The sequence below is a fragment of the Streptomyces sp. NBC_00080 genome (assembly GCF_045041255.1).
GTDB classification, from domain to species: Bacteria; Actinomycetota; Actinomycetes; order Streptomycetales; family Streptomycetaceae; genus Streptomyces; species Streptomyces coriariae.
In genome coordinates this window covers 830,568-855,959 of sequence record NZ_CP108235.1, presented here as the reverse complement: position 1 = coordinate 855,959, position 25,392 = coordinate 830,568, and the positions used below count along the sequence as shown (strand labels likewise).

Genomic DNA, 25,392 nt, shown 5'->3' with positions numbered 1-25,392 from the left:
GAGGGGTCAGGAGTTCGCGGCCTTGAGCAGGCCCAGGAGGCGTGCGGGGTCCATCTCGTTGTCGCCGCGCAGGGCCCGGAACACATCGCGGATCCGGGCGGGGGAGGGACTTGCGCCGAGGAAGTCCCGGGTGGCCGGCGGTCCCCACTGGGCGAGGCCGCTCGTGGACATGGGCGCCCAGCCGGGATCGAGATCGCAGGAGAAGAGGTCGCCGTCGGCGAAGTGCTCCAGCATGAAGCGGTCGGGGTCTCGCCAGTAGTCGAAGAGCTGGCTGCCCTGAATGTGCCGGCCGATTCCCCAACTGCGCTTGTAGCCACGTTCATTGAGGTACTCGCCGCCTGCGGCGATGGAGTCGAGGTCGGTCACCTGGTAGGCGGAGTGGACATAGCCGTTGCCCGGCCCCAGGTGCATCGCGAGGGTGTGGTGGTCGACGGCGAGACTGCCCTGGTCGCAGCGGATGAAGGCCATCGTCGGACCGCGGTCGCGCTGCCCGTCCAGGAACAGGAAGTCGGACACGATCATCCCGAGGGTGTCCAGGTACCAGTCCAGGGCGCGGGCGAACACCCGTGTCTCCAGTACCAGATGGCCGAGGCGCTGGATACGGGACGGTTCACGCGGCGGTCGCTGCGCGAGGTTCCGGCGACGGTGGTCCGTGCCGGAGTTGAGGAACAGCGGCCGCTGTTCGGGCAGCGCCGGCAACTGCTCGCCGCAGTGCACGACCCGGACCGGGAAGCCCGAGGGATCGAGCAGCTCGACGACCTTGCCGCCCCCGGGCACGTCCGCGTCCCGAGCGTCCCGTAGATCCCGTACGTCCGAGCCGGTGGCGCGGGCCAGCCGGTCCAGGTCGGCCCGCTCGGCGGCGCGGAACGCCGGGCCGATGAAGCGGCTGGCGCGTCCCTTGCGGATCACCGTGCACGGCGTGCCCGCGAAGGTGCCGCGCAGCCACAGCTCGCGCTCGGTGCGGGCGGCGATGCCGAATCCGAAGTCGCGGGCGAAGACCTCGGCCCGGTCCAGGTCGGGCTTCTCGAACTCCAGCCAGGCCAGGTCGGCGACCTTGACGACGGGGTTCCGGGAGCGCCCGGGATGTTCGCCGCGCAGGGCGCCCCGGTCGCTGTGGAGGTCCTGGTGGGCCGTCCCGACGTCGGTGACGCCGGCCGCGTTGACGTGAGTTCCGGACATGGTGTCCTCCAAGCAACGGTGCCGTAATGAGGAAATCATCATCTTTGACATTTCGATCGTCAAGAGTCGCCCGACGTTGAGTGATGATTTCCTCAGGTGTGAGCTGAGTGATTCATCAGAACTGTGACCTGGCCCACCCGGTGGGTAGACTCACGTCCATGTCGACGTCAGCCCCGCCCCTCAACCGCTTCGAACGGCGCCGCGCCGAGACCCGTCAGGCCCTCGTCCGCGCGGCCCGGCAGATCCTCGCCGAGACCGGGGACACCAGCGCGAGCATCCAGGCCATCGCCGAGCGCGCCGATGTCGGCTTCGGTTCGTTCTACAACCACTTCGAATCGAAGACGGATCTGTTCGACGCGGCGGTCAAGGACGCCCTCGAAGAACTCGGCCAGGCCTTCGACGAGCATCTCCAGGGCATCGACGACCCGGCGGAACTCGTCGCGGCGGGCTTCCGCCTCAGCGCGCATCTGGCCGACGCCCGGCCCGAGCTGATGCAGGTCCTGCGCCATCGCGGACTCGGCCACATCCACTCCGACACCGGACTGGCCCCGCGTGCCGTGCGTGACCTCGAGGTCGGCATCGCCTCCGGCCGTTTCACCGTCGGCGACCCCACCGTCGCCCTGACCGCCCTGGGCGGCTCCCTGCTGGCACTGTTGGAGCTGCGGTTCGCCCGCCCGGACCTCGACGCGGACGAGGCGGCCTCGAACCTGGCCGAGATGCTGCTGCGCATGCTGGGTCTCCCGCCGCAGGACGCCCGTGAGGTCGCCCGGCGTCCGCTGCCCGAGCTCGGCTGACGCCCAACGCCGCACGACGTGGCGTCGGAGCGGCGCGCCCCGAACCGTCCGACGGCCGAAGGCCTCCGACTCCGCCCGCCCTGGCACTCCGTCCCCCAGGGCCGAATGCGTGGTGTTCACGGCCCGGTCGGGGGCATTCGCTGAGCAGCGACCTGGAAAGAGCAACGACACCGTACGAGCGACACCACCGAACCGGCCGACCCCGAACCGGCCGACACCCCGAAGGGACGGACCCCTTGCTCGCCATCATCTCGGCAGTGCTGTTCTTCATCGCCTTTCTCATCAACGCGGCGGAGATCTCCACCAACGACACCTTCACCTCGACCAACCTCATGCTCCTGGGCCTGACCGTGCTCGCCCTGCACGTCGCGGGCATAGGCAGCGGCTGGTCGGTGCGCGGCCGCCGGCGCTGAGCGCTCCGGGCGCCAATCGACCCGTACTCGCGGACAGCCGCCCCCACAAGGGAAGATGGAAGGCGTAAGCCTTGATCGACCGATGCGGAGGAGCGGGCACATGCAGCACGAGCGAGCGGGCACGAAGGCCGGCCCCGAGGATCTCGTCGACGTCGCCCGGCTGGTCACGGCGTACTACGCGCTGCACCCCGACCCGGCCGATCCGGGGCAGCGCGTGGCGTTCGGCACCTCGGGGCACCGGGGATCGTCGCTGAACACGGCGTTCAACGAGGACCACATCGCCGCGACCAGCCAGGCCATCTGCGAGTACCGGACCGCCCAGGGCACCGACGGCCCCCTGTTCCTCGGTGCCGACAGTCACGCCCTGTCCGAGCCCGCCCGGGTCACCGCCCTGGAGGTGTTCGCGGCCAACGAAGTGACGGTGCTCGTCGACAGCGCTGACGGCTACACGCCGACACCCGCCGTCTCCCACGCGATCCTCACCCACAACCGCGGCCGCACCGCCGCCCTGGCCGACGGCGTCGTCGTCACCCCGTCGCACAACCCGCCCGCCGACGGCGGCTTCAAGTACAACCCGCCCAGCGGTGGCCCCGCCGGCTCCGACGCCACCTCCTGGATCCAGGACCGGGCCAACGAGATCATCACGTCCGGCCTGAAGGACGTACGGCGCGTCCCCTACGCCCGCGCCCTCGCCGCGCCCACGACCGGCCGCTACGACTTCCTCGGCACCTATGTCGCCGACCTCCCGAGCGTCCTCGACCTGGACGCGATCCGCGCCGCCGGTGTCCGCATCGGAGCCGATCCGCTGGGCGGGGCGTCCGTCGCGTACTGGGGCCGGATCGCCGAACAGCACCGGCTCGACCTGACCGTCGTCAACCCGCTCACCGATCCGACCTGGCGTTTCATGACGCTCGACTGGGACGGCAAGATCCGCATGGACTGCTCGTCGCCGTACGCGATGGCCTCGCTGATCGAGCAGCGCGACCGCTTCCAGATCGCGACCGGCAACGACGCCGACGCGGACCGGCACGGCATCGTCACGCCGGACGCCGGACTGATGAACCCCAATCACTACCTGGCCGCCGCCATCGCCTACCTCTACGCGCACCGTGGGCAGTGGCCGGCCGACGCGGGGATCGGCAAGACGCTCGTGTCGTCCTCGATGATCGACCGGGTCGCAGCCGACCTCGGGCGCCGCCTCGTCGAGGTGCCCGTCGGCTTCAAGTGGTTCGTGGACGGGCTGGTCGACGGCTCGCTCGGCTTCGGCGGGGAGGAGTCGGCCGGCGCCTCCTTCCTGCGCCGCGACGGCTCCGTCTGGACCACGGACAAGGACGGCGTCATCCTGGCGCTGCTGGCCTCCGAGATCACGGCGGTCACCGGGAAGACCCCGTCCGAGCACTACGCCGACCTGACGGACCGCTTCGGCTCGCCCGCCTACGCGCGCATCGACGCCCCGGCCACCCGGGAGGAGAAGGCGCTGCTCGGCAAGCTCTCGCCCGCGCAGGTCTCCGCCGACACCCTGGCCGGGGAGCCGGTCACCGGCGTGCTCACCGAGGCCCCGGGCAACGGCGCGTCCATCGGAGGTATCAAGGTGACCACCGCCAACGCCTGGTTCGCGGCCCGTCCCTCGGGCACCGAGGACGTCTACAAGATCTACGCCGAGTCCTTCCTCGGCCCCGACCACCTCCGCCGGGTCCAGGAGGAGGCCAAGGACGTGGTCGACGCCGCGCTGGGCGGCTGAGCCGCCCGGGCCGGACGACCGCCCATGTGACGCGCGCCACACCACTGCCCCGGAACCCGGTCGGCGGCCGCTCCGACTACTGAAGCGGTACGGCGCGATCCCGGAGACGTCGTACGACGTCAGCTGGAGACGCGGCTGATGGACGTATCCCGGAATTCCTCCCTGTCCGGCCTGGGCGCGGCCTTACGGAGGGCGGGGCCGCCGACACGGCCGCCCTGCCCGAGCCGCCCAGGAGCGGGCAGCCCACGGACGGCGGCGACGCGTCCGACGGCGGTGACGCGTCCGAGGACACCCGGCAGGAGCGGCACCGGCTGGTCGTCACCGCCCTGCTCGCGCTCCCCGTGCTCGCCCTGTCGATGGCGCCCGTCCCGCAGTTCCGCAACGGGCAGTGGCTGTGCTTCGTGCTCGCCGCACCGGTCGCCGTCCGGGGATGCCCGGCCCTTCCACGAGCGTGCCGTGCGAGGACTGCGGCACTCCGCCGCGACCATGGACAGCTGCACGAGGGCGCGGTGGTGGCGGGTCCCGTCCTCAAGGTCCTGACCCCGGACCTCCTGTGTGACGTGTTCGGCGTACGGGGCGACACGGAACGGCATGCCGACGGCGTCGTGCGCATCACCTGCGCGGCCGAGCCGCTGGACCTGGACCGGGAGGCCGAGCCCGCCGAGCGGTGACCTGCGTCCGGGCCCGGCCCGCATATGTACGAATGGGTCTCGATCCCGGCCGCCGCTTGGGCCGCGGGAGCGGTGCGGCAATCATGGGGCCATGCACCGGCCCGTCCGTCTCCACGCCCACGAGTGGTTCACGGTCGACGACTCGACCCTGAACATCGCGCTCGTGTACCCGATGCAGGGTCCCGCCGGGGTGTTCGGACCCACCTGCGAGACCTGCGCCCGGCTGGCCGCGGAGGAGATCAACAAGACGGGCGGAGTGCTCGGCAAGGAGCTGCGGCTCATCGAGGTCGACGGGGGCGCCGAGCCGCGCCAGGTCGCGGAGGACGTGGAGGCCCTGGTGGCCACCGGGGCGGTGCAGGGGGTCACGGGCTGGCACATCTCCTCCGTGCGGCAGGCCATGGCCCCGCGTATCGCGCACCGGGTGCCGTACGTCTACACCGCGCTGTACGAGGGCGGCGAGCGCACCGACGGCGTCTACCTGACCAGCGAGACCCCCGCCGGGCAGCTGCTGCCCGCCATGCGGCTGCTCACCGAGGCCCGGGGCGTGCGCCGTTGGTTCGTCGTCGGCAACAACTACGTCTGGCCCCGGCACACCGCCCGGGCCGCCCGCCGCTACGCACGCGACTCCCGCGGCCGGGTCTGCGGCGAGGCGTATCTCCCGCTGGGCGCCGACGACTTCCACGACGTGCTGGGCCGGATCGAGCGGGCCGACGCCGACGCCGTACTGATGCTGCTGGTCGGCAGTGACGCGGTCCGCTTCAACCGGTCCTTCGCCGCCGCCGGGCTCGACCAGCGCTGTCTCAGGCTGAGCACGCTGATGGACGAGAACATGCTGCTGGGCAGCGGCCCCGAGGCCACCGTCGACCTCTACAGCACGGCCGGCTTCTTCGCCTCGCTCGCCGACCAGAACACCATGGACTTCCACGGCCGGTACGCCGACCGATTCGGGGTGGCGGCCCCTACCCCGGGCAGTCTCGGCGAGTCCTGCTACGAGGGCGTGCTGCTGCTCGCCGCACTCATCGAACGGGCCCGCACCCTGGACGTCACCGCCATCGGGGCCGCGGCCGACACCGTTTCGTACGAGGGTCCGAGGGGCCTGATCGGCCTGGAGGGCCGGCACGTGCGCCAGCGCATCTATCTGGCACAGGCGGACGGTCTCGACTTCAACGTCCTCGCTCAGCTGCGCGCTCCGCACGAGCTGTCGTAGCGCCGGTTCCGTCCTCGAGCACCTCCGCCAGGCGGTCCAGCAGGACTTCCAGCCGTTCACCCCGCTCCTCCCCGAGCAGCGGCTCCCACCCCGCCCGGTCGGCCCGCACCGCGCGGACCAGTTGCTGCCGGCGTTCCATGCCCCGCGGGGTGAGGCAGGCCAGGACGCGACGCCGGTCGGCGGGATCGACCCTGCGGAACACCAGGTTCTGGTCGACGAGTTGGTCGATCAGCTTGGTCGCGCTCGGCGCGGGCATGACGGCGTGGTCGGCGAGGGCCGTCATGTGGTGTCCCTGCCCGTCCGAGAGCAGGTCCAGCACCCACCACGCTTCCACCGAGCAGTCGAACTCCTCCAGCACGGACTGGAGTCGGCGTGTGGCGAGACGCTCGGCCCGGGTCAGCAGACGGAGCAGTTCGTGAGGCCGCCTCGCCATCGCACTCCTCCGCTCGAAGCCCTGGTTCCCCGTGCGGGGTCGGGCAGGAGCCTACCGCAAAAGGTCCTTTTCCCAGGAAGTATCAATGCCTGCTTTATTGCTTCCACCAGAAACTGTTCATCAATTCCGCGGAAACGCGGCGGAAACAGTTTCCTCGCAGGCTGTGCGCCAACGCCGCGGCTACCGAAGCGCGTTGGATCCCCTTTCCCCCAGAGTCCTTCCGCTCCCTTCGCACCGCCCTTCGGGGCATGGAGGTTTTGTATGTCCGGGCTCAGCATCAGCAGGCGCGGCCTGTTGGCCGGTATCTCGGCGGTCGGCGCCTCGGCCGCCCTCAGCGCCTGTGGCGCCAAGACGGGTGAAGGCTCCTCGACGGACGCGGCCGGCGCCTCCGCCGACACCTCCGGCAGCACGGTCAAGGTCGGTCTGCTGAACTCCCTGTCGGGCACCATGGCCATCAGTGAAGTCACCGTCCACAACGCCCTGTTGCTCGCCATCAAGGAGATCAACGCCGCCGGTGGCGTGCTCGGCAAGAAGCTCAAGGCCGTCAGTCAGGACGGCGCCTCCGACTGGCCCACCTTCGCGGAGAAGGCCGAGGCCCTGATCAAGGACGACAAGGTCGCGGCCACCTTCGGCTGCTGGACCTCGGCCAGCCGCAAGGCCGTCAAACCGGTCTTCGAACGGTACAGGTCGCCGCTGTTCTACCCGGTGCAGTACGAGGGCCTGGAGGAGTCGCCGTACATCTTCTACATCGGCGCGACCACCAACCAGCAGATCGTCCCGGCCCTCGACTATCTCAAGAAGCAGGGCCTGACCAAGCTCTACCTGGTCGGCAGCGACTATGTGTTCCCGCGCACCGCCAACAAGATCATCAAGGCTTATGCGAAGGCCAAGGGAATGACGGTGGTCGGCGAGGACTACGCGCCGCTCGGTTCCACGGAATTCGGCACCATCGTCAACAAGGTCAAGGACTCCGGCGCGGACGCCGTGTTCAACACCCTCAACGGCGACAGCAACGTGGCCTTCTTCAAGGAGTACAAGTCCTCCGGGCTGACCGCGAAGAGCATGCCGGTGCTGTCGGTCTCCATCGCCGAGGAAGAGGTGAAGAGCATCGGTACCCAGTACCTCCAGGACCAGCTGACCGCGTGGAACTACTACGAGACGACACCCGGCACGGCCAACACCGAGTTCGTGGCGGCCTATCAGGCCGAATACGGCAAGGACAAGCCGACGAGTGACCCGATGGAGGCCGCCTACATCTCCGTGTACCTGTGGAAGGCGATGGTGGAGAAGGCCGGTTCCTTCGACGTCGCCAAGGTCAAGGCGGCCTCGGACGGCATCACCTTCGACGCTCCCGAGGGCAAGGTGACGGTCGACGGCGCGAGCCAGCACGTCTACAAGACGGCCCGGATCGGCAGGGTCGGCGCGGACGGCCTGATCACGGAGGTCTGGAACTCGGGCGGCCCGATCAAGCCGGACCCGTACCTCAAGGGTTACGACTGGGCCTCCGGCCTGTCCTGATCCCGGTCCGGCCCTGCGCCTCGGCCTCGTCCTGCGCCTCGGCCTGGTCCTGATACCGGCCCGCTCCCCGCTCCCGCGGTGGGACCCGGCCCCGTCCGGGGGCCGGGGCACGCCCATGGCCCGCCCGCACCCCCGTCCCCGACCAGGAGCCGCTTCATGACGGTCATCCTCAACCAGTCCTTCACCGGCATCAGCATCGGCGCCGTCCTCCTGCTCATCGCGCTCGGCCTGACCCTGACCTTCGGTCAGATGGGCGTGATCAACATGGCGCACGGCGAGTTCATCATGACCGGCGCCTACACCACGTACGTCCTGCAGAAGTCCATCAGCGGCGCGGGCGTCTCGCTGCTCGTCGCCCTGCCGGTGGCCTTCCTGGTGGCCGGCGCCATGGGCGCGCTGCTGGAGTGGCTGCTCATCCGGCGCCTCTACACCCGCCCGCTGGACACCCTGCTGGTCACCTGGGGCGTCTCCCTGATGCTCCAGCAGCTCGCCCGGGACGTCTTCGGCGCCCCCAACGTGCAGACCCACGCCCCGGACCTGCTCACCGGCAACATCTCGATGGGCGGCGGCATCACCTTCGCCAGCAGCCGCCTGTTCATCCTCGGCCTGGCCCTGCTCAGCGTCCTCGCCCTCACGATCGTCCTGCGGCTCACCCCGCTCGGCCGCCGGATCCGGGCCGTCGTGCAGAACCGCGACCTCGCCGAGGTGTCCGGCATCGCCACCGGCCGGGTCGACCGCGTGACCTTCTTCATCGGCTCGGGCCTCGCGGGCGTGGCCGGCGTCGCGCTCACCCTGGTCGGCCCGATCGGCCCGACGATGGGCACCAACTACATCGTCGACGCCTTCCTGGTCGTCGTCGTGGGCGGCATCGGGCAGCTCAAGGGGAGCGTCATCACCGCCTTCGCGCTCGGCGTGCTCCAGTCGGTCCTCGAGTACTCGACGACGGTCAGCGTCGCCAAGGTCATCGTGCTCGTGGCGATCGTCGCCTTCCTTCAGTGGCGACCCCAGGGCCTGTACACACTGCGCACCCGGAGCCTGGCATGACGACGATCACCGAGACCCCGCCCGCCCCGCTGTCGGCACGCCTGCGCGTCCCCGGCGCCTTCGTCCTGGGCGCCGTCCTCCTGCTCGGGGTGGCCCCGCTCGCCCTCTCCGACTTCCGCCTCTCACTCCTCGCCAAGTACCTGTGCTACGCGATCGTGGCCGTGGGAGTGAGCCTCGCCTGGGGCAGGGGCGGGCTCATGGTGCTAGGCCAGGGCGTCTTCTTCGGCCTCGGCGGCTACGCCATGGCCATGCACCTCAAGCTCGCCGACGCCGCCGCGACCGGCGAGACACTGCCCGACTTCATGCAGCTGTACGGCACCGGCGACGCCCTGCCCTGGTGGTGGAAGCCGTTCGCCGACCCGGGCTTCGCGCTCGCCATGACGGTACTGCTGCCCATGGCGGTCGCCGCACCGCTCGGCTTCTTCGTCTTCCGACGCCGGGTCAAGGGCGCCTACTTCGCGATTCTCAGCCAGGCCCTCGCTGCGGCCCTGTCCATCTGGCTGATCGGCCAACAGGCCACCACCGGCGGCACCAACGGACTCACCGACATCCAGGGCTTCTTCGGCTACTCGCTGGACGACCCCGTCAACCAGCGGATGGTGTACTTCGTCATCGCCGCCGTGCTGCTCCTGCTGATGGCGGTCGCCCGCCAGCTGTTCGTCAGCCGCTACGGCGAACTCCTCGTCGCCGTGCGCGACTCCGAGGAGCGGGTCCGCTTCCTCGGCTACAACCCGGCCAACGTCAAACTCGTCGCGTACGTCGTCGCCGCCGGCATGGCGGGCCTGGCCGGGGCTCTTTTCGTCCCGGCGGTGGGGATCATCTCGCCGGCGCTGATCGGGATCGTGCCGTCCATCGGCTTCGTCATCGGCGCCGCGGTCGGCGGCCGCGCCTCGCTGGTGGGCGCGGTGCTCGGCGCGATCGCCGTCGCCTGGGCGCAGAGCACGCTCTCCGACGCCTTCCCCGGGGCCTGGACGTACCTCCAGGGCCTGCTCTTCGTCCTGGCGGTCGGCTTCCTGCCCGGCGGCCTCGCCTCCCTCGGCATCGTCCTGCGGCGGCGCCGTACCCGTACCCCTCCGACTGGAGTCACAGCATGAGCGGCGAGGCACTGACCGTGCGCGACCTGCGGGTGACGTTCGACGGGTTCACCGCCGTCGACGGCGTCGACCTGGACATCCGCCCCGGCGACCTGCGCTTCCTCATCGGCCCGAACGGCGCGGGCAAGACCACCCTCGTGGACGCGGTCACCGGGCTGGTCAAGGCGACCGGATCGGTCCGCTTCGGCGACCAGGACCTGCTGGGCAAGCCCGTACACAAGATCGCCCGGCTGGGGATCGGCCGTACGTTCCAGACGGCGACGGTCTTCGAGGAACTGACCGTCGTGCAGAACCTGGACATCGCCGCCGGCGCCGGCCGCGGGGTCCGGACCATGCTGCGGCGCCGCAAGGACGTGCCCGAACCGGTCTCCAGGGCCCTGGAGACCATCGGCCTGAGCCACCTGCGCGACCGCCCCGCCGGGGTGCTGGCCCATGGGCAGAAACAGTGGCTGGAGATCGGCATGCTGCTCGTCCAGGACGTACGGCTGCTCCTGCTGGACGAGCCCGTCGCCGGCATGAGCCACGACGAACGCGAGGCCACCGGCGAGTTGTTGCGGCGGGTGAGCGAGGACCGCACGGTCGTCGTCATCGAGCACGACATGGACTTCATGCGTGCCTATGCCCGCAGCGTCAGCGTCCTGCACGCCGGCAAGGTGCTCAGTGAGGGCTCCGTCGCCGAGGTCCAGGCCGACGCCAAGGTCCAGGAGGTCTACCTCGGGCGCGCCGCCGAACCCGAGCCCACTCCCGGGCCCGCGCCCACACCCGCCCCCGCTGCCGCGTCCGTGGCCGAGGAGGCCTGAACCATGCTGGAGATCAACACCGTCCGGGCGGGCTACGACCGCACCACCGTGCTGCACGGGGTGACCGTCGCCGTTCCCGAGGACGGCGTCGCGGCCGTGCTCGGGCACAACGGGGCCGGCAAGAGCACCCTGCTGCGGGCCGCCATGGGCCTGATCAGGCCGGCCGGCGGGGCCGTCCTGCTCGACGGCGAGGACATCACCCGTCTCGCCCCGCACCAGCGGGTCGCCCGCGGTATGGCCTACGTCCCGCAGGGCCAGCAGTCCTTCCCGCACCTCACCACCGCCGAGAACCTCCAGCTGGTCGCGGACGGCCGCCCGAGGGTCGCGCCGGGCCGGCCGGGCGGCGGGGGCGGGAAGGAGGCGATCGCCGAGGCGCTGGATCTGTTCCCCGTGCTGCGCGAGCTGTCCGGCCGCCGGGCCGGTCTGCTCTCCGGTGGCCAGCGCCAGCAGCTGGCCATCGCCCGCGCCCTGGTCACCCGGCCGAGGCTGCTCCTGCTCGACGAGCCGACCGAGGGCATCCAGCCGTCCGTCGTCGCCGAGATCGAGGAGACGATCCTGGCCCTCGCCCGGCGCGGCGGACTCTCCGTCCTCCTCGTCGAACAGCACGTGGGCTTCGCCATGCGGGCCGCCCAGCGCTACTACGTGCTGGAGGCGGGCCGGGTGACCTCCTCGGGCGAAGGCGGAACAGGCGCCGAGCAGATCGTACGGGCGGCTCTCAGCGTGTGAGCCGGCAGGACCGCGCCGGTGCCGCCCGTGGGGCGGCCCGGCGTGGGCCCACAGGCGGCCCGCAAGGGCGGTGATCCGTTCCGCCGCGCCCTGGCCGGGGAGACGGAGGCGACGGGGCGGAGGAAGGACGGGGCGGGCGCGGGATTCGCCGTCCGCGCGGGAAGATCTCACCCGGCCCGGGGGTTCCGGGGAGGCCGTCGAAGAGGTGTGCGACGTCTACCCGGTCGGGCCGCGCCTCGGGGCCGGTATCATCCTCTAAAGGTAAAATGTGAGGTTTGCCCGATGGGGCTGCCCTCCCGACGAGCTGCCGTCCCGCCGGAGTGATCAATGTCCCGCAAGCGCCCCACGGACGAGGGCGACGAGCTGCTGGCCAGACTCGGTTCGCTGACCGCCCAGGCGCGCGAGCGCGCGGAACTGCAACGCTCCCGCGTCGAGCTGGCCCTCGCCCTCCAGCGCGGCATGCTGCCCAGGGACCTGCCCGCGGCGCCCGGCTTCCGGCTGGCCGTGCAGTACGCGCCCGCCTGCTACGGCCTCAACGTGGGCGGCGACTGGTACGACGCCTTCGCGATGCCGGACGGGCGCATCGGCCTGTCCATCGGCGACGTCCAGGGCCACAACATAGAGGCGACCGCGTTCATGGGCCAGGTGCGGGTCGGTCTGCGTGCCCTCGCCTCCGTGACCGGCGAGCCCGGCGAGCTCCTGGCCCGGACCAACGACCTGCTCCTCTCCCTCGGCAGCGACCTCTTCGCCACCTGCACCTTCATGCGGCTCGACCCCGCCACCGGGGTCCTGGAGAGCGCCAGGGCCGGGCACATCCCCTGCGTGTGGGCGACGGCGGACGGCAAGTCCGGCGTCGCCGAGGACGAGTGCGGGCCGCCCCTGGGGGTCCAGGAGGGCATGGACTACCCGGTCACCCGCTACCGGCTAACCAAGGGCGGCGTGTTCGTCCTGCTCACGGACGGCGTGGTGGAGGGGCCGACCCTCAACGTCGACGAGGGCCTCGACCAGGTCGTACGGCTCGCCGGCATCGCCGCCGTCGCGGGCATGGCGGCGGACTCCCTCGCCGCCGCGGTGATCAAGGGCGCCGAGCGCGTGGGACACGAGGACGACGCGGCCGTGCTCGTGGTCGGACACGACGGGCTGACGGCGCCGGACGTCCCCCTGGTTCAGCCATAGGGCGGACGCCGCGCGTCTCGCCTCGCCGACAGCGTCGCGCAGGTGTCTGATGGCTGCTGTGGTGGGTACCCCGGATCTGCGTCGAGCAGCCGTCTTCGCCGTGCAGACACTGGCCGTGGCCCTCGGCTACTACGCGGCCGGGCGGCTGGGGCTCATGCGGGAGCTCGTCGTGGAGGGCGCGGTCTTCACCCCCATCTGGCCGCCCACGGGGGTGGCGGTCGCCTGTCTGCTGCTTCTCGGGATCCGCGCCTGGCCGGGCATCGCCCTCGGCGCCCTCTTCGTCATCATGTCCCTGACCTCGTTACGGCCCGTGGTGATCGGCAACCTGATCGGCAACACCGCCGCCCCCGTCCGCGCGTACCTCATGCTGCGCAAGGTGGGCTTCCGCAACGACCTCATCCGGTTACGGGACGGCCTCGCGCTGGTCTTCCTCGGCGCCCTCACCGCGACCCTGCTGAGCTCGACCATCGGCGTCGGGCTCCTCGTCCTCACCGACAAGCTCGCCGCGCACAGCTTCTGGCCGGTCTGGCTGGCCTGGTGGGTCGGCGACGCGATGGGCGTTCTGCTCGTCACACCGATCCTGCTCGTGCTGTACACGGTCACCCGGCCCCTGCGGCTGTCCCGCTGGAAAGAGGCCGTAGGACTCGCGCTCATCGCCTGCGCCCTCGTCCCCCTGGCCACCCACAGCCGGGTCAGCCTGCTCTTCCTCGTCTATCCCCTGCTGATCTGGGCGGCCCTGCGCTTCCAGCTCGCCGGCAGCATGCTGTGCGCCCTCTTCACCTCGGTCATGGCCACCGTCGCCGCGACGGACAGCGTCGGGCCCTTCGAACGGCTGAGCCGCATCGAGGTCATGGTCAAGCTCCAGGCCTTCAACGGCACGATGGCCCTGACCGCCCTGCTGCTCTCCGCCGTGATCACCGAACAGCACCACACCAGACGCTCCGTGGAACGCGCCTGCCAGGAACTGGTCGAGGTCCTGGAACACCTCACGGCAGGCGAGGTCCCACCGGGCCGACCGCCGAAGGACATCCAGGAGACGGAGCGCACGCAGCGTACGGAGGGCACAGAACGCACGAAGAAGGTGAGCGCCGAGCGCACGGAAAACACGGAGCACACGAAGAACACGAAGAACACGAACAGCTGACGGCGCTTGCGCCGTGCCGGGCCGGGTCGGCCCCTCCCCGGCGGGCGGGGCCCCGGTGTGCCATCGTCGTTCGCCACGATCTCTTGATTGTCAGTGCCTGCGCCTACATTTCGGGGAGTGGGACTCGCCGGAACGGCCGCGGGTCCACCCTGGGGAGGGTTTTGTCATGGCTACCGGGTCCAGCACCGTGTCGACCACGTATCTGGAGCTGTCGCAGGACGGCGGCGGCGCGCACAAGTTCTACGAAGTGGCCGTCGACGGCGTGGTGGTGACGGTCCGGTACGGGCGGATCGGCGCCACCGGGCAACTGCAGACGACGACGTTCCCGACCGCCGAGAAGGCCCGGGCCGCCGCCGCGCGGAAGGTGGGGGAGAAGGTCCGCAAGGGGTACGCCCCGGCCGTCGCGGGCCAGCGTCCCCCACGTTCGGTGACCCGTCGGCAGGTGACCTCGGCGCCGTCCACCGCGCGCGCCGTGGCCCCGGTGCTGTGGCGGTTCCGCACCGGTTCCTCGGCGTTCGGCATCCACGTGGACGACGACCGCTGCTGGGTCGGCAACCAGTCCGGTGATGTCTACACCCTGGACCACGAGGGTGGCGTCCTGGCCCGCTTCAGCCTGCCGGACGGCGTGAAGTGCCTGGTCGCCGACGACTTCTGGATCTACGCGGGCTGCGACGACGGCAAGGTCTACGACCTGTCCTCCAAGCTGCCGTTCGCGGCGTACGACATCGCCGCGGACGTCGACATCTTCTGGCTGGACATCCACGAGGGCCTGCTGAACGTCTCGGACCGCGACGGCCGGCTCACCGTCATCGACCACGAGGACGAACACCAGTGGGCCCGCCGCAGCCAGGGCGAGCACGCCTGGATGGTCCGCGCGGACGACCGGGCCGTCTACCACGGTCACCACCGGGGCGTCACCGCCTACGCGCCCGACGGCGGCGGCGAACTCTGGCACACCCCCACCCGCGGCGGCGTCCTGTTCGGCTGGCAGGAGGAGCACGCCGTGTACGCGGGGACCGCGCACAAGGTGGTGCAGCGACTGTCGAAGGCCACCGGCGCCGTCGAGGCCACGTACGGCTGCGACAGCGCGGTGTACTCCTGCGCCACCTCGCCCAACGGGCGCTTCGTCTTCGCCGGTGACGCGTCGTCCTCCGTCTACTGCTTCGACCGGGACGGCACGCGCCTGTGGAAGCTCGGCACGGGCGGCGGATCGGCGCTGTCGATGCAGTACCGGGACGAACGGCTGTACCTGGTGACCACGGACGGCTCGCTGGTGTGCGTGGACGCGAGCGAGGCGGCCATCACCGCGGCCGAGCAGGGCACGGTGCCCGTGGCGCGGGACGTCAAGCTCGCCGCGGCCCTGCCGACGTACGTCCCCGCCACGGCCGCGTCCACGGTGGCCACCGTGGCCCAGGCGCCCAGCGGGTCGATCGTCGTCGAGTGCGTCCAGGAATCGGGCCGGGTCCGGGTGCACGTGGTGTCCGACGGCTACGACACGTCCTGGAACGTCCAGTTCCCGCGCGAGATACGCGAGCCCGGGGCACGGTACGTCGTGGACGCCCTGCACACGGCGGCCGGCGGCTTCTACCGGGTCCGCGGTGACATCCGACGGCTGCTCTGACCGGGCCGTTCCTGCCCGGACCAGCTCATCGACCGGCGCCGCCCCGGGCGGCGACCGGCGGTGCGACGGGGGCGGTGCGAGCGGCGGTGCGGCCGGAGTGGCCGCACCGGCGGGGCGCCGGCCGAGCTCCGGCGCGATCACATGCCGGACGTCGTGCAGGATCTGCTCGTAGTCGCCCCGATGGAACCCGTGTTCGAGATGCCGCTGCCGGACCCAGGCCCCGTCGAAGCCGATCCGCTCGCCGTACTCGAACAGCTGAAGCGTCTCCGCCAGGCCGGTGCAGGGATCGTCGTCGGCGAAGTTACCCGGAGTGAGAAAGGCCGACGAGGTGAGGGAGGGGATGCTCATACGGTGCCAGTCCTCAGGGTCGGGGTCGGCCCATCGGTGCGCTGTGCTCGGTGGTCAGGACCCGCCCCGCTCGCGGGGGATCTTCTCCCCGGCCGCGACCGGCACGGGCAGCCGGTTCTCCGCGGGCGGCAGCGGGCAGGTGGCCAGATCGGTGTAGGCGCACGGCAGGTTCGCCGCCCGGTTGAAGTCCAGAACGACCGTGCCGTCGGCGGCGGGCGCGTCGAGCGCGAGGGCCCGGTTGGCCGCGTAGGTGGTGACCCCGGAGGTCGCGTCGGTGAACAGTACGAGCAGACTTCCCGGGCCGTGCCCGGGGAACGCGGTCAGTGCGAGCGGACGCCCGTCCAGCTCGAACTCGACCCGTCCCGGCGCGTCGTACACATGCTCAAGGCCCTCGACCGCCGCGCCCACGGTCGTCGGCCTGGGCTCGTCGAACGCCGTGTAACGGCCGGTCACCACCCAGCGGGGGTGCGGGGCGTAGGCCGGAGTGCCGGTGAAGCCGGTGCGCAGCGGTGTGTCCGGATGCCGGGGGCGGATGATGTCCTGCCCGCCGCGCTTGGCCACCTCGATGACGGCGTCGCCCCACACGGCGTCGACACCGCCGCGCTCCGGGATCACTCCGAAGCGGTGCTCGCCCCGGACGGCGGTTCCGCCGACGACCAGTTCCTCGCCCTCGTCGAGGACCACGACGATCCCGTCGGCGCCGGTGGACCACGTCCCCGGCGCGTCCGGGAAGCGTTCCGGCCGATCACTCAGCCAGTGCAGGCCGGTGATCGCCAGGAACCCGTGCGGGTCGGCGAGCCGTGCCTCCTGCCGGTGATGCCACTCCTGCCAGTCGTGGACGAAGGCTTCGAGTTCCGCCGACGTGTCCTGAACGGTCACAGGTGCTCCTTCGGTCGAACCGATCGACTCCCTGGGCCGGCTGGCCGACGCCCGTCGCCGCCAGGGCCGGTTGCGGGAAGCGCGAGAACTTCGGCCACCCCTGGCTGGTGTCGGCCCGGCAGCGGCGACGCATCGAGTGCGACCTCGCGTACGTTCCGCTGTAGTCACCGGTAACCCGGACGTGCCGCTCCCGCCGGGACAGCCCTGGCGGCCGGTGGGGCGGGAGCGACGACGTCCTCCGGCCGCCCGTCCGGTGCGGAGGGCGGCGGCGTGGATGCTACGGCTTGCGGGCGAGGCCGCCGTGTTCGCCGATGACGTCCGGCGCGGGGGAGGTGGACTCCGGGCGCCAGAGGGGGACCGGGACGACTCCGGGTTCCAGGAGTTCCAGGCCGTCGAAGTATGCCGTGATCTCGTCGACGGAGCGCAGGTTGTACGGGACGGCGCCGCTTTCGTTGTAGGCGTCCTGGGCCTCTTCGAAGACCGGGTCGATGCCCCGCGAACCGTCGTTGATGGAGAGGTAGCTGCCGGACGGCAGTGCCGCCATCAGGCTGGTGACGATGGAGCGGGCCTGGTCGTGGTCGGCGACGTGCCCCAGGATGTTGCTGAGGATGAGCGCGGTGGGGCGGCTGAAGTCCAGCGTCTGCGCGGCGCTCGCCAGGATGCGCTCCGGGTCCAGCACGTTGGCGTCGACATAGGAGGTCGCGCCCTCCGCGGTGGAGTAGAGCAGGGCGCGGGCGTGGGCCAGGACCAGCGGGTCGTTGTCGACGTAGACGATCCGCGCCTCGGGGGCGAGACGCTGGGCGACCTCGTGGGTGTTCTCGGCGGTCGGCAGACCGGTGCCGACGTCCAGGAACTGCCGTATGCCGGCCTCGGAGACCAGGTACGTGATGTTGCGGCGCAGGAACGCGCGGCTGCTGCGCGCGATGGTGACGATGCCGGGGAACACGGCGGTGTAGGCGTCACCGGCCTGCTCGTCGACGGGGTAGTTGTCCTTCCCGCCCAGCCAGTAGTTCCAGATACGGGCCGAGTGCGGCACCGAGGTGTCGATCTTCTGAGGTGCCGCTGAACCGGGCGTGGTCACATGGTCGGTCATGAGGGGCGTCCGTCTTTCGGCCGAGGCGTGGGCAGTCGAGGCACAACCTACGTCCCAACGACCCTGGCACGTACACCCGTTCACATTTTCGGTCGGTTCGAACAGTACTCTCGTGGAAACGACCGGCTTCGCGCCCGCCTGTCGGCCGGTCCGGCGGCACAGGTGATGTCCGCAGACCTTTCCGCCGTGACCTTCGCGGGCCGCGTGCCCGTCGTGACCGGAGCCGGTTCCGGCATCGGCCGGGCCACGGCAGTCGCCTTCGCTGAAGCCGAGGTGATCAGGACCGCCGTACGGCGGTGGGGACGCAACGCGGCCACCAAGGCCGCCGTCGAACAGCTGACCCGCAGCTGGGCGCTGGAATTGGCGGAGGAGGGAGTCCGCGTCAACGCCGTCGCCCCCGGCCCCACCCGCACCGAGTCATGCTGCACGCCGGACTCACCCCCGAGGCCGCCGACGACATGTACGCCCACGAACGCGACCGCATCCCCACCCACCGCATCGCGGGCACAGAAGAGATCGCCCACTGGGTCCTGCGGATGACCGACCCCGCGGGACGGCACGCCACCGGCCAGGTCGTCACCGTGGACGGCGGCCTGAACTCGTCTGACACCGCCTCGGACAGCGAAGCCGATCGGTGGTACATCCCGTCCCCCCGTGTCACACATCGGGCGCCGGACCGGTCAAACCCCTCGACCGACCAGGCGTTGAGGAGGTTGATGCACGATGAAGGTCGTGGTGTTCGACGACGGAGGACTCATGGGCGTCGAGACCGCCTTGTGGGTCAGGGACCACGGACACGAGGTGGGCATCGTCTCGGCACCCGCCGGGTTCGACGCACTCACCCCGGAGGAGGTCGCCGACGCCCTGCACGGCTGTGCGGTGGTGATCGACCTCGTCCATCAACCGCACTCCGCCACCGGCACGTTCCCCACGCAGAACGGCCGTGCCGACGGCCTCCTGCGCGCCGCGATCGCCGCCGGGGTGCGGCACCACGTGTGCCTCTCCGCGGTCGGCGTGGACCGGGTCCGCGATGACGCTGCCTTCACCGCGCTGCGCGCCCGGGAGGCCATGATCGAACGCTCCGGCATCCCATACTCCATCCTGCGCAGCACCCAGTTGTTCGAGGCCGCCGAGGCCATCGCGGACACGGCCACCGAGGACGGCGCCGTCCGGGTGCCGCCGCTGCGCGTGCAGCCGGTGTCCCTGACGGATGTGGCGATGTACCTCGCGCACATCGCGGTGTCCCGGCCCCTGGGCGGAGCGCACGAGATCGCCGGCCCCGAACGGTTCGGGCTGGATCGGTTCGTCCGTATCGCCCTCGCGACGGACGCGGACCGCCGGCCTGTCCACACGCACGCCCACAGCCCCTTCCTCGGCGCTCGCCCGCGCACATCGGACGCCGGTGATGTCGAGGCGGTCGGCGATCAGGTGGCGGCAGGCGCCCTCGCGCGCCGGTGGCGATCGGCCAGCCGTTTTCCAGCGCTGTGTCGTGGCGGAGTTGATCGGACGTGGACCGGGCGTCGCCGCGGCCGGTCTCGGCACTGACCAGGTCGGGCTGGTGGCGGGGGCCGTCGACCGGCACGACCCACGGCCGCAGATGTTTCGGGTCACGGGCCTCGGCCTGGTCGAACGCGTCGGAGATCACCTACTCGGGCGAGCGGATCACCGAGGCGGGGGCCTTGACCCTTGCCCATCGAACGGATCACCGCTTCCGAGGTGTCGGACCAGCGGCGCAGGGCCGGATCGCTGCCGTGCGCCGCTGTCGTTCCGTTCACCCGGTCACGGGACCGGCGCGGAGTCGTGATCCCGCACGGGGAGGGTCTCGTGACCGTCCACCCCACCGCGGTCGGTCGGCCGACCGCCATCTTGCGGATGGAACAGACAGTGCTCGACCGCCACCCACGGTGTGCCGTCGTGCTCGCCTGTTGCAGCGGCCCGGGTCTCGGCCTGCCCCTGCGGCCGAAGGCGGCTTCACTCCTTCGGCTGCGCCTGTGCTGTGCGCAGGTAGTCCAGGCCGGCGTGATCCGTCACGTCGGAGTCACCGCTCAGACGGTGTACCACGGTCCAGCGCCCGTCCGGGACGGCGCCGGCGAAGACGGATGCCGTGCCTGTCGCTCCGTTGTGCCAGACCACGGGCAGCGGCCCCGTGCGTTGCCATCCGAGCCCCGGGTCTCCAAGTGAACGATCGAGCACGAGAGCCGTCAGCACGCGTGCCAGCGTGCGGGGAGTCGCCCACAGGCCGCCGGCGGGCAGGACTGCGCCGGTCATGGTCCACGGTTTCACCGTGCGGCCGAACCACCTGGTCGGCAGCAGCCGGCTGTGCTGCGGCGGTGTGGCGCTCATGGCGTGCGGCGGCAGGCCGAGGGGTGACAACACGAGTCCGGCGACGAGTTCCTCGTACTCCTGCCCGCTCGCCGCCGCCAGCGCCGCGCCGAGCACGGCGTAGCCGAGGTTGGAGTACTCCTGGCGTTGTCCCGCGGGGGCGACGGCGAGCAGGTCGAGGCCGGCGAGCAGCTCGCGCAGCCGGTCGTCGGTGAACGTCCGGTACGGGTCGCGGCGGGACGTGCCAGGGGGAAGCCGGGGCAGACCTGAGGTGTGCTCCGCCAGATGACGCAGGGTGATCCCGGTTCCGGGCGGGGCGCCGAGCCATCGCTCGACGGGGTCGTCAGGCGTCAGCACCCCTTGTCCGGCCAGTTGTTGGAGGATGGTTCCGGTGATGACCTTGGTGAAGGACCCGACCTCCACGTATTTGTCGGGGTCGTGTGCGCCGGTGACAATCGGATTCTCGTCGGCGCTGCCGAGGATGCAGGTGGGGACGGTGCGCATGGCTGTCAGTTCGCTGTCTGGGGAACGGGGGCATCGACTGTGCGGTCGCTGTCCGGCGCGCCCCCCTCGGTGACGGTCCGGACGCCTCCGGGCTGTTTCGGCGTCCAGCGTGCTGTGATGCCGCGTGCCGTCCGGCGTGCACGGGCCAGGGCCGACGAGAGGAAGATCAGGTCGCAGGCGATCATCGTCAGGGCGAACGCGGTGAGTCCCATGAACACGCCGATGGACACGTGGAAGGCGATGGATGCCGCCGCCGTCCACGGGCGCAGCCTCGCCACCAGGATCCCCATCGGGAAGTACACGAGGAACAAGGTGGTGCTGTAGGTGCCGAGGAAGACGAGGACGTCGTTGTCGTAGACCAGGCTGGACCACCCCGGCAGCTCGAACTCGGGAACGCGCATGATGTAGAAGAGCGCAGTGCCGTCCTGCCACACCTCTCCCTGCACCTTGTACAGGCCGCTCACCACGTACACGAGGCACAGCTGCACGGCGATCGCAGCCACGCCGAGATTATGCAGGGGGACGCGGAGGCAGCGCAGGCCTTCGGGGAGTCGTCTCGTGACGCGCTGGGCGAGTCCGCTCGAGAAGGAGAAGTGCCGGTAGCAGTCGGTCAGCAGCAGCATCGGGATGACGAGTTGAGCGAGGTTGTCCCCGCCGTCCAGGAATGCCGACTGCCGCTCGTAGAGCGACCACAGCAGCACTCCGTGCGCCGCGAGGACCAACCGGCCCCCCACGCCGAAGGTGACGGCCACAGCGGCGAACAGCCCGAGGTGGAAGACCACCTCGAACCAGGCGTGGGAGGTGGTCCACGCGTAGAGGCTGAAGCTGCCCTTCTCTTTGATCTCTTCGACGAAGAGGTGGTGGGGCAGGACCGAGTCGGCTCCCGGGCCGAAGAGGTAGCTCCGGTCGCTGTAGTGGCTCACGTAGTACATGAGGCCGACGAAGCCCAGCAGCGCGCGGGTCCCCGACACGCCCAGCGCGGCGATGGGGCGACTGGCGGCGGCGTCGATCGCTTCCTTGATCCTCATCGAAGGTCCACCGCCTTCTTCCACGGCAAGTCGTAGAGGTCCACTTTGCTCTTCGCCTCGGAGTTCTTCCGCTGCGACCAGGGAGGCAACGTCTTGATGTACATGCGTACCTGGACAGCGGTCGGTTCTGTGCCGTCGGGGCAGACGTCGTGCATCCGGGTCAGCGAGAAACGGGACAGCGATCGCTCGGCGTCTTCGTGCTGACTCTTTTCGTACGGAGTCAGAGGAATGACGTGATCACGCTTTCCGTCTTTCGCCGGCGAGTCCTCGGTATTCTTCTCTTCCTCTTTCTGACGGAGTCGCAGCAGCAGGTCGTCAGAATCGTTCAGCTGGTTTATCCCGTTACTTACGAGGCGTACTGTGCGGGAGGGGAAGAATCGGTCTTCCTGGGTCTCCTTGATCAGAGGTCCGGTCACGTCGTAGAAATCTGTGACAGAACCGCCGGAACACTTTGCGCGAGCTATTATGCCCTCGTCGTCCTTTGTCGGATTCGGAGCGAAGAGACTCCAGTTCTGTGTGAAATACGGCTCCAGGTAGCCGCTGATGAGCCCATGAAGCCTGATTTTGGCGGGGCTGAGCGGCGCCTGGGAGAACGCCGCAAGAAAGAAATGGGCGCCCAGGAGGGCGGCACCAGCCAGCAGTGCCGCCCTCTGGATGCGCCGATGGCGCGCGATCACCTGTCGAAAGCGGTTGCCGCGGCAGAGGCGCCGTCGACGGACACCTTTGCAGGCGCGCTGAACAGGCTGAAGTTGTTGGCCACCTCGGACGCCTGGTGCGCGACGGAGCCGGCGGCGGCCCGTGCGTGCACGGTGGCGCGAGCGGCGGCCCGGCCGGCCGCCGCGGCAGCCCGCGCGCCGGCGGCGGCGCGCGGGGCCACCGGAGCGCCCTCGCTTGCGGCCTGGGTGCTCAGGCTCACGTCAGCCTGCTGCGGCGTGGAAGCCTGGGCCGAACCCTGCATCGACACCGTCAGGAGCGTGCCCGCGACGGCCACGCCGAAGACGACTGCGGCATTCTTCTTCTTCATTGTTTCCCCTCTTTTTTCTGGTCGTCCGGGGAAGACGACGGCGTGCCGGAAATGTTGGTCAGACATTCCCGGCCGCTCGCCCCCGTGAGCTGACCAGGTTTTCCGACGGAGACGGAGAATGTTCGCGACGTGCGCCCCGTATGCCCGCTTGCATCTGCAAGTGAGCCCTCATGCCCGCCGTGATTCCTGATGATCTTATGGAGATCATCAAGGCCATCTCAAGGAGTGATCATGTGGTGATCATCACAGCGCTGTGTTCGCGCGCCTTCGCCCCTGATTGGTTCGCGCGCTATTCGGTTCCCTGGAGGCTGCAATCGGTCAGCGATTGACGTAAATCCGTTGAACGGTGAAATGGTACCGTTCCGGCCCTGAACGCTCACGGAGGACGTATGGAACCAGATGCGATCGTGGTGGGAACCGGGCCCAACGGCCTGGCGGCAGCGGTCACTCTCGGCCGCGCAGGACTCAAAGTCGCACTGTACGAGGCCCGGGAAACCATCGGCGGCGGGCTGCGGACGGAGTCGCTCTTCGACCCCGAGATCGAACACGACCTGTGTTCCGCAGTTCACCCCATGGCCGTGGCGTCCCCCTTCTTCCGCCGGTTCGACCTGGCGTCCCGGGGGGTGACGATGCTGTCCACGCCCGTCAGCTACGCCCACCCTCTCAAAGACGGCCGCGCCGGCCTCGCCTACCGGGACCTGGAGGCGACCTGCGAGCACCTCGGCCCGGACGGCGAACGCTGGCGCCGCCTCATGCAGCCGCTGCTCGAACATTCCCAAGAGCTGGTCGACTTCATCCTCTCCGGACAACGAAGCCTTCCCCGCAGCCTCTCGGTCCCCGCGCTGCTGGCTTCCCGCATGCTGGTGCACGGCACCGCGTTGGCGCCCCGCCACTTCAGCACCGAAGAGGCCCGCTCCCTCCTCACCGGCGTGGCGGCCCACGCGGTGGGCAGGCTGCCGTCCCTGGCCTCGGGCGCGGTCGCCGTGCTTCTCGGACACCTCGCGCACGCCGGCGGCTGGCCGGTGCCCGAGAGCGGAAGCGCCCGCATCGCCGACGCGCTCGCCGCCGACATCGTCGCCTGCGGCGGAACCTTCCACACCAACCATCATGTGACCCGTCTCGAGGAGCTCCCCCGAGCCAAGACGGTGCTGCTCGACGTGAGCCCCAAGGCGTTCGCCCGGATCGCCGCCGATCGGCTGCCCCTCCGCTACCGGCGAGCCCTCGCCCGGTTCCGGTACGGGCCCGCGGCGGCGAAGGTCGACTTTCTCGTCTCCGAGCCGATCCCCTGGGCCAATCCCGCCGTAGGACAGGCCGCCACCGTCCACCTGGGCGGGACCCAGGCAGAGATGTACCGGGCCGAGACAGCGGCGGCGGCCGGCATCCGGCCCGAGGAGCCGTTCGTCCTGCTGGTCGACCCGGCCGCGGCCGACCCCGGCCGCGCCAGAGCCGGACGGCGTCCCGTATGGGCCTATGCCCACGTCCCCAACGGTGACGCCGTCGACCCGGCCGCGACGGTCACGGCGTGCATCGAGCGCTATGCGCCGGGATTCACCGACACGGTCATCCACCGGCGGGGGATCAGCGGCGCCAAGTACGAGGCGTACAACCCGAATTACGTGGGGGGAGACATCGGCGGGGGAGCCATGACCCTCTGGCAGTCCCTCATGCGTCCCGTACCCCGCTTCGATCCGTACCGCACACCGCTGCACGGCGTGTACCTGTGCGCGGCGTCAACGCCGCCCGGACCGAGCGTCCACGGCATGTCGGGACACCTTGCCGCGCTGTCCGCCCTGCGCCGCGAGTTCGGCGTACGTACTGCTCCGGACATCGGACCGCGGTGAGCCGTCCGCACGCGACCCGCCCGCACAGAGCGCTGCTCACCCCGCGCTCTCCGCCACCTCGTCCGCGGACTTGTCGGGGAAGACCAGCCGCACCCCGCCGCCGATCACCAGGAAGCAGGACAGCAGGAGGGCGAAGTGCAGGAACTTCGCGGCACCCTCCCAGTCGGACGAAGGCCCCAGGACCAACCAGAAGGCGAGAGCCATCCCCGCCAACACCACCGCCACGCCAAGCAACCGACGCACTCCATGATCCCTTCTCAAAATGACCTTCAGGCAACCGTCCTACTCTACGCACCGGTAACTATGGCTCGGCGCACGGCAGATGAGTAGCTGGCCGAATCGCGCCGCACGCAGGCGCGGCGCCACCCTCATGAAGGCCGCGCAGGGGCGGGGGAGCCCCCGCCCCTGCGAGCGGGCGACGCCGTATCCCTGCCCGCGCCGCGCCGGTCGACGAACGCGGCACGCGCCCCAGTTGGCCGAACCTCGGTCACCAGGCCGGTGCACGACCAAGCGTTGCGGCCCGCTCAGGCATGGCCCGGCGAAGGCTTCCAGGGCCTCGAACTCGCCATCTGTCACGAGGATGCCGACCGAGATCGAGGGCAGATGCGTCCGGGAGTGGCGCTCAGTGACTATTGCGGTCCGTTCTGTTGACGCCTCACGGTTAACATCCTATCTTTCGTCGGGCCGCCCTCGATAATTTGAGCAGTGAACCTCAAAAGTGGGCCACTTGGGCCGCATCGCGACGCTTTGGGTCTCACAGTCCTCCGATCTTTGAGGGGTGTGTTGACCTGT

At 70.4% G+C, this 25,392-nt stretch carries 25 protein-coding genes and 3 pseudogenes; 18 read left to right on the top strand and 10 right to left on the bottom strand.

Features of this window, described 5'->3' with window-relative positions; translation table 11 throughout:
* Window positions 1-6 precede the first annotated feature (6 nt).
* Window positions 7-1,179, bottom strand: a complete 1,173-nt coding sequence (locus tag OHU34_RS03825) for a VOC family protein (RefSeq protein ID WP_142267695.1) — start codon at window positions 1,177-1,179, stop codon at window positions 7-9.
* Between the two features lie 158 nt (window positions 1,180-1,337).
* Here OHU34_RS03825 and OHU34_RS03820 point away from each other — a divergent pair, with 158 nt between their 5' ends.
* The 6 genes and pseudogenes from OHU34_RS03820 (at window position 1,338) to OHU34_RS03795 (ending at window position 6,005) form a co-directional block, all read left to right on the top strand.
* Complete coding sequence (locus OHU34_RS03820) at window positions 1,338-1,973, top strand: TetR/AcrR family transcriptional regulator (protein WP_142267696.1); 636 nt, start codon at window positions 1,338-1,340, stop codon at window positions 1,971-1,973.
* Between the two features lie 236 nt (window positions 1,974-2,209).
* Complete coding sequence (locus OHU34_RS03815; protein WP_020126694.1) at window positions 2,210-2,386, top strand: hypothetical protein; 177 nt, start codon at window positions 2,210-2,212, stop codon at window positions 2,384-2,386.
* 100 nt (window positions 2,387-2,486) lie between these two features.
* Entirely contained in the window at window positions 2,487-4,127 is a 1,641-nt protein-coding gene (gene pgm, locus OHU34_RS03810; protein WP_405764710.1) for a phosphoglucomutase (alpha-D-glucose-1,6-bisphosphate-dependent), read from the top strand.
* A 197-nt stretch (window positions 4,128-4,324) separates the two neighbouring features.
* Window positions 4,325-4,622 (top strand): annotated as a pseudogene (locus tag OHU34_RS03805) (heavy metal translocating P-type ATPase); the annotation flags it as partial.
* Between the two features lie 14 nt (window positions 4,623-4,636).
* On the top strand, window positions 4,637-4,798 hold the full coding sequence (locus OHU34_RS03800) for a hypothetical protein (RefSeq protein ID WP_405764707.1): 162 nt from the start codon (window positions 4,637-4,639) through the stop codon (window positions 4,796-4,798).
* A gap of 91 nt (window positions 4,799-4,889) precedes the next feature.
* Window positions 4,890-6,005 carry a substrate-binding domain-containing protein gene (locus tag OHU34_RS03795; protein ID WP_142267698.1) on the top strand — a complete coding sequence of 372 codons (1,116 nt, stop codon included), beginning with the start codon at window positions 4,890-4,892 and terminating at the stop codon, window positions 6,003-6,005.
* Here the strand turns inward: OHU34_RS03795 and OHU34_RS03790 are convergent.
* Window positions 5,962-6,438 (bottom strand): MarR family winged helix-turn-helix transcriptional regulator, encoded by a 477-nt coding sequence (locus OHU34_RS03790; protein ID WP_142267699.1) that lies wholly within the window; start codon window positions 6,436-6,438, stop codon window positions 5,962-5,964. The genes OHU34_RS03795 and OHU34_RS03790 overlap by 44 nt on opposite strands.
* Window positions 6,439-6,699: 261 nt before the next feature.
* Here OHU34_RS03790 and urtA point away from each other — a divergent pair, with 261 nt between their 5' ends.
* The 8 genes from urtA (at window position 6,700) to OHU34_RS03750 (ending at window position 15,561) form a co-directional block, all read left to right on the top strand.
* A complete protein-coding gene (gene urtA, locus OHU34_RS03785) occupies window positions 6,700-7,956 on the top strand; it encodes an urea ABC transporter substrate-binding protein (protein WP_230197063.1) in 1,257 nt (418 codons plus the stop codon).
* A 156-nt stretch (window positions 7,957-8,112) separates the two neighbouring features.
* Entirely contained in the window at window positions 8,113-9,000 is an 888-nt protein-coding gene (gene urtB / locus OHU34_RS03780; RefSeq protein WP_230197064.1) for an urea ABC transporter permease subunit UrtB, read from the top strand.
* Window positions 8,997-10,094 carry an urea ABC transporter permease subunit UrtC gene (urtC, locus tag OHU34_RS03775; RefSeq protein WP_405764702.1) on the top strand — a complete coding sequence of 366 codons (1,098 nt, stop codon included), beginning with the start codon at window positions 8,997-8,999 and terminating at the stop codon, window positions 10,092-10,094. The genes urtB and urtC overlap by 4 nt, the downstream gene beginning before the upstream one ends.
* On the top strand, window positions 10,091-10,894 hold the full coding sequence (gene urtD / locus OHU34_RS03770) for an urea ABC transporter ATP-binding protein UrtD (RefSeq protein WP_230197066.1): 804 nt from the start codon (window positions 10,091-10,093) through the stop codon (window positions 10,892-10,894). The genes urtC and urtD overlap by 4 nt, the downstream gene beginning before the upstream one ends.
* Before the next feature lie 3 nt (window positions 10,895-10,897).
* Window positions 10,898-11,620, top strand: a complete 723-nt coding sequence (gene urtE / locus OHU34_RS03765; protein WP_405764698.1) for an urea ABC transporter ATP-binding subunit UrtE — start codon at window positions 10,898-10,900, stop codon at window positions 11,618-11,620.
* Between the two features lie 327 nt (window positions 11,621-11,947).
* Window positions 11,948-12,796 carry a PP2C family protein-serine/threonine phosphatase gene (locus OHU34_RS03760; RefSeq protein ID WP_405764695.1) on the top strand — a complete coding sequence of 283 codons (849 nt, stop codon included), beginning with the start codon at window positions 11,948-11,950 and terminating at the stop codon, window positions 12,794-12,796.
* 49 nt (window positions 12,797-12,845) lie between these two features.
* A complete protein-coding gene (locus OHU34_RS03755) occupies window positions 12,846-13,940 on the top strand; it encodes an MASE1 domain-containing protein (protein WP_405764692.1) in 1,095 nt (364 codons plus the stop codon).
* 166 nt (window positions 13,941-14,106) lie between these two features.
* Window positions 14,107-15,561 (top strand): WGR domain-containing protein, encoded by a 1,455-nt coding sequence (locus tag OHU34_RS03750; protein WP_142267707.1) that lies wholly within the window; start codon window positions 14,107-14,109, stop codon window positions 15,559-15,561.
* A 402-nt stretch (window positions 15,562-15,963) separates the two neighbouring features.
* Here OHU34_RS03750 and OHU34_RS03745 read toward each other — a convergent pair whose 3' ends face one another.
* Window positions 15,964-16,788, bottom strand: coding sequence for a DUF1684 domain-containing protein (locus OHU34_RS03745; RefSeq protein WP_405764689.1), 825 nt, complete (start codon window positions 16,786-16,788; stop codon window positions 15,964-15,966).
* Window positions 16,789-17,065: 277 nt separating this feature from the next.
* Complete coding sequence (locus OHU34_RS03740; protein ID WP_142267709.1) at window positions 17,066-17,881, bottom strand: SAM-dependent methyltransferase; 816 nt, start codon at window positions 17,879-17,881, stop codon at window positions 17,066-17,068.
* On the opposite strand from OHU34_RS03740, the gene OHU34_RS03735 reads away from it, so the two are divergent.
* Both OHU34_RS03735 and OHU34_RS03730 read left to right on the top strand, forming a co-directional pair.
* Entirely contained in the window at window positions 17,870-18,421 is a 552-nt protein-coding gene (locus tag OHU34_RS03735) for an SDR family NAD(P)-dependent oxidoreductase (protein ID WP_405764686.1), read from the top strand. The genes OHU34_RS03740 and OHU34_RS03735 overlap by 12 nt on opposite strands.
* A gap of 183 nt (window positions 18,422-18,604) precedes the next feature.
* Window positions 18,605-19,057, top strand: a pseudogene (locus OHU34_RS03730) (SDR family oxidoreductase); the annotation flags it as partial.
* 195 nt (window positions 19,058-19,252) lie between these two features.
* On the opposite strand, the pseudogene OHU34_RS03725 reads toward OHU34_RS03730, so the two are convergent.
* The 5 genes and pseudogenes from OHU34_RS03725 to OHU34_RS03705 form a co-directional block, all read right to left on the bottom strand.
* Window positions 19,253-19,553, bottom strand: a pseudogene (locus tag OHU34_RS03725) (hypothetical protein); the annotation flags it as partial.
* 299 nt (window positions 19,554-19,852) lie between these two features.
* A complete protein-coding gene (locus tag OHU34_RS03720; RefSeq protein ID WP_385556810.1) occupies window positions 19,853-20,707 on the bottom strand; it encodes a serine hydrolase domain-containing protein in 855 nt (284 codons plus the stop codon).
* 5 nt (window positions 20,708-20,712) lie between these two features.
* Window positions 20,713-21,735: an HTTM domain-containing protein gene (locus OHU34_RS03715; RefSeq protein ID WP_405764682.1), complete on the bottom strand. Its 1,023-nt coding sequence runs from the start codon at window positions 21,733-21,735 to the stop codon at window positions 20,713-20,715.
* The gene (locus OHU34_RS03710; RefSeq protein WP_405764680.1) at window positions 21,732-22,412 is read right to left on the bottom strand and encodes a DUF5819 family protein; all 681 of its coding nucleotides are present in this window, start codon (window positions 22,410-22,412) and stop codon (window positions 21,732-21,734) included. Before OHU34_RS03710 ends, OHU34_RS03715 begins: the two co-directional genes overlap by 4 nt.
* Window positions 22,409-22,759 carry a hypothetical protein gene (locus OHU34_RS03705; protein ID WP_020132562.1) on the bottom strand — a complete coding sequence of 117 codons (351 nt, stop codon included), beginning with the start codon at window positions 22,757-22,759 and terminating at the stop codon, window positions 22,409-22,411. The genes OHU34_RS03710 and OHU34_RS03705 overlap by 4 nt, the downstream gene beginning before the upstream one ends.
* 170 nt (window positions 22,760-22,929) lie before the next feature.
* On the opposite strand from OHU34_RS03705, the gene OHU34_RS03700 reads away from it, so the two are divergent.
* Window positions 22,930-23,088, top strand: coding sequence for a hypothetical protein (locus OHU34_RS03700; RefSeq protein ID WP_405764677.1), 159 nt, complete (start codon window positions 22,930-22,932; stop codon window positions 23,086-23,088).
* A gap of 60 nt (window positions 23,089-23,148) precedes the next feature.
* Entirely contained in the window at window positions 23,149-24,600 is a 1,452-nt protein-coding gene (locus tag OHU34_RS03695) for a phytoene desaturase family protein (RefSeq protein ID WP_405764675.1), read from the top strand.
* Between the two features lie 36 nt (window positions 24,601-24,636).
* Here the strand turns inward: OHU34_RS03695 and OHU34_RS03690 are convergent, their stop codons facing one another.
* On the bottom strand, window positions 24,637-24,843 hold the full coding sequence (locus tag OHU34_RS03690; RefSeq protein ID WP_230193798.1) for a hypothetical protein: 207 nt from the start codon (window positions 24,841-24,843) through the stop codon (window positions 24,637-24,639).
* Window positions 24,844-25,392: the final 549 nt, after the last annotated feature.

Coding starts and splice junctions, on each gene's coding strand:
- OHU34_RS03795 (WP_142267698.1), top strand. CDS start 4,890: ATGCACCGGCCCGTCCGTCTCCACGCCCACGAGTGGTTCACGGTCGAC.
- urtB (WP_230197064.1), top strand. CDS start 8,113: ATGACGGTCATCCTCAACCAGTCCTTCACCGGCATCAGCATCGGCGCC.
- OHU34_RS03790 (WP_142267699.1), bottom strand. CDS start 6,438: ATGGCGAGGCGGCCTCACGAACTGCTCCGTCTGCTGACCCGGGCCGAG.
- OHU34_RS03740 (WP_142267709.1), bottom strand. CDS start 17,881: ATGACCGACCATGTGACCACGCCCGGTTCAGCGGCACCTCAGAAGATC.
- OHU34_RS03735 (WP_405764686.1), top strand. CDS start 17,870: ATGGTCGGTCATGAGGGGCGTCCGTCTTTCGGCCGAGGCGTGGGCAGT.
- OHU34_RS03760 (WP_405764695.1), top strand. CDS start 11,948: ATGTCCCGCAAGCGCCCCACGGACGAGGGCGACGAGCTGCTGGCCAGA.
- OHU34_RS03820 (WP_142267696.1), top strand. CDS start 1,338: ATGTCGACGTCAGCCCCGCCCCTCAACCGCTTCGAACGGCGCCGCGCC.
- urtA (WP_230197063.1), top strand. CDS start 6,700: ATGTCCGGGCTCAGCATCAGCAGGCGCGGCCTGTTGGCCGGTATCTCG.
- OHU34_RS03705 (WP_020132562.1), bottom strand. CDS start 22,759: ATGAAGAAGAAGAATGCCGCAGTCGTCTTCGGCGTGGCCGTCGCGGGC.
- OHU34_RS03695 (WP_405764675.1), top strand. CDS start 23,149: ATGGAACCAGATGCGATCGTGGTGGGAACCGGGCCCAACGGCCTGGCG.
- OHU34_RS03750 (WP_142267707.1), top strand. CDS start 14,107: ATGGCTACCGGGTCCAGCACCGTGTCGACCACGTATCTGGAGCTGTCG.
- OHU34_RS03700 (WP_405764677.1), top strand. CDS start 22,930: ATGCCCGCCGTGATTCCTGATGATCTTATGGAGATCATCAAGGCCATC.
- urtC (WP_405764702.1), top strand. CDS start 8,997: ATGACGACGATCACCGAGACCCCGCCCGCCCCGCTGTCGGCACGCCTG.
- urtE (WP_405764698.1), top strand. CDS start 10,898: ATGCTGGAGATCAACACCGTCCGGGCGGGCTACGACCGCACCACCGTG.
- OHU34_RS03825 (WP_142267695.1), bottom strand. CDS start 1,179: ATGTCCGGAACTCACGTCAACGCGGCCGGCGTCACCGACGTCGGGACG.
- pgm (WP_405764710.1), top strand. CDS start 2,487: ATGCAGCACGAGCGAGCGGGCACGAAGGCCGGCCCCGAGGATCTCGTC.
- OHU34_RS03755 (WP_405764692.1), top strand. CDS start 12,846: ATGGCTGCTGTGGTGGGTACCCCGGATCTGCGTCGAGCAGCCGTCTTC.
- OHU34_RS03715 (WP_405764682.1), bottom strand. CDS start 21,735: ATGAGGATCAAGGAAGCGATCGACGCCGCCGCCAGTCGCCCCATCGCC.
- OHU34_RS03720 (WP_385556810.1), bottom strand. CDS start 20,707: ATGCGCACCGTCCCCACCTGCATCCTCGGCAGCGCCGACGAGAATCCG.
- urtD (WP_230197066.1), top strand. CDS start 10,091: ATGAGCGGCGAGGCACTGACCGTGCGCGACCTGCGGGTGACGTTCGAC.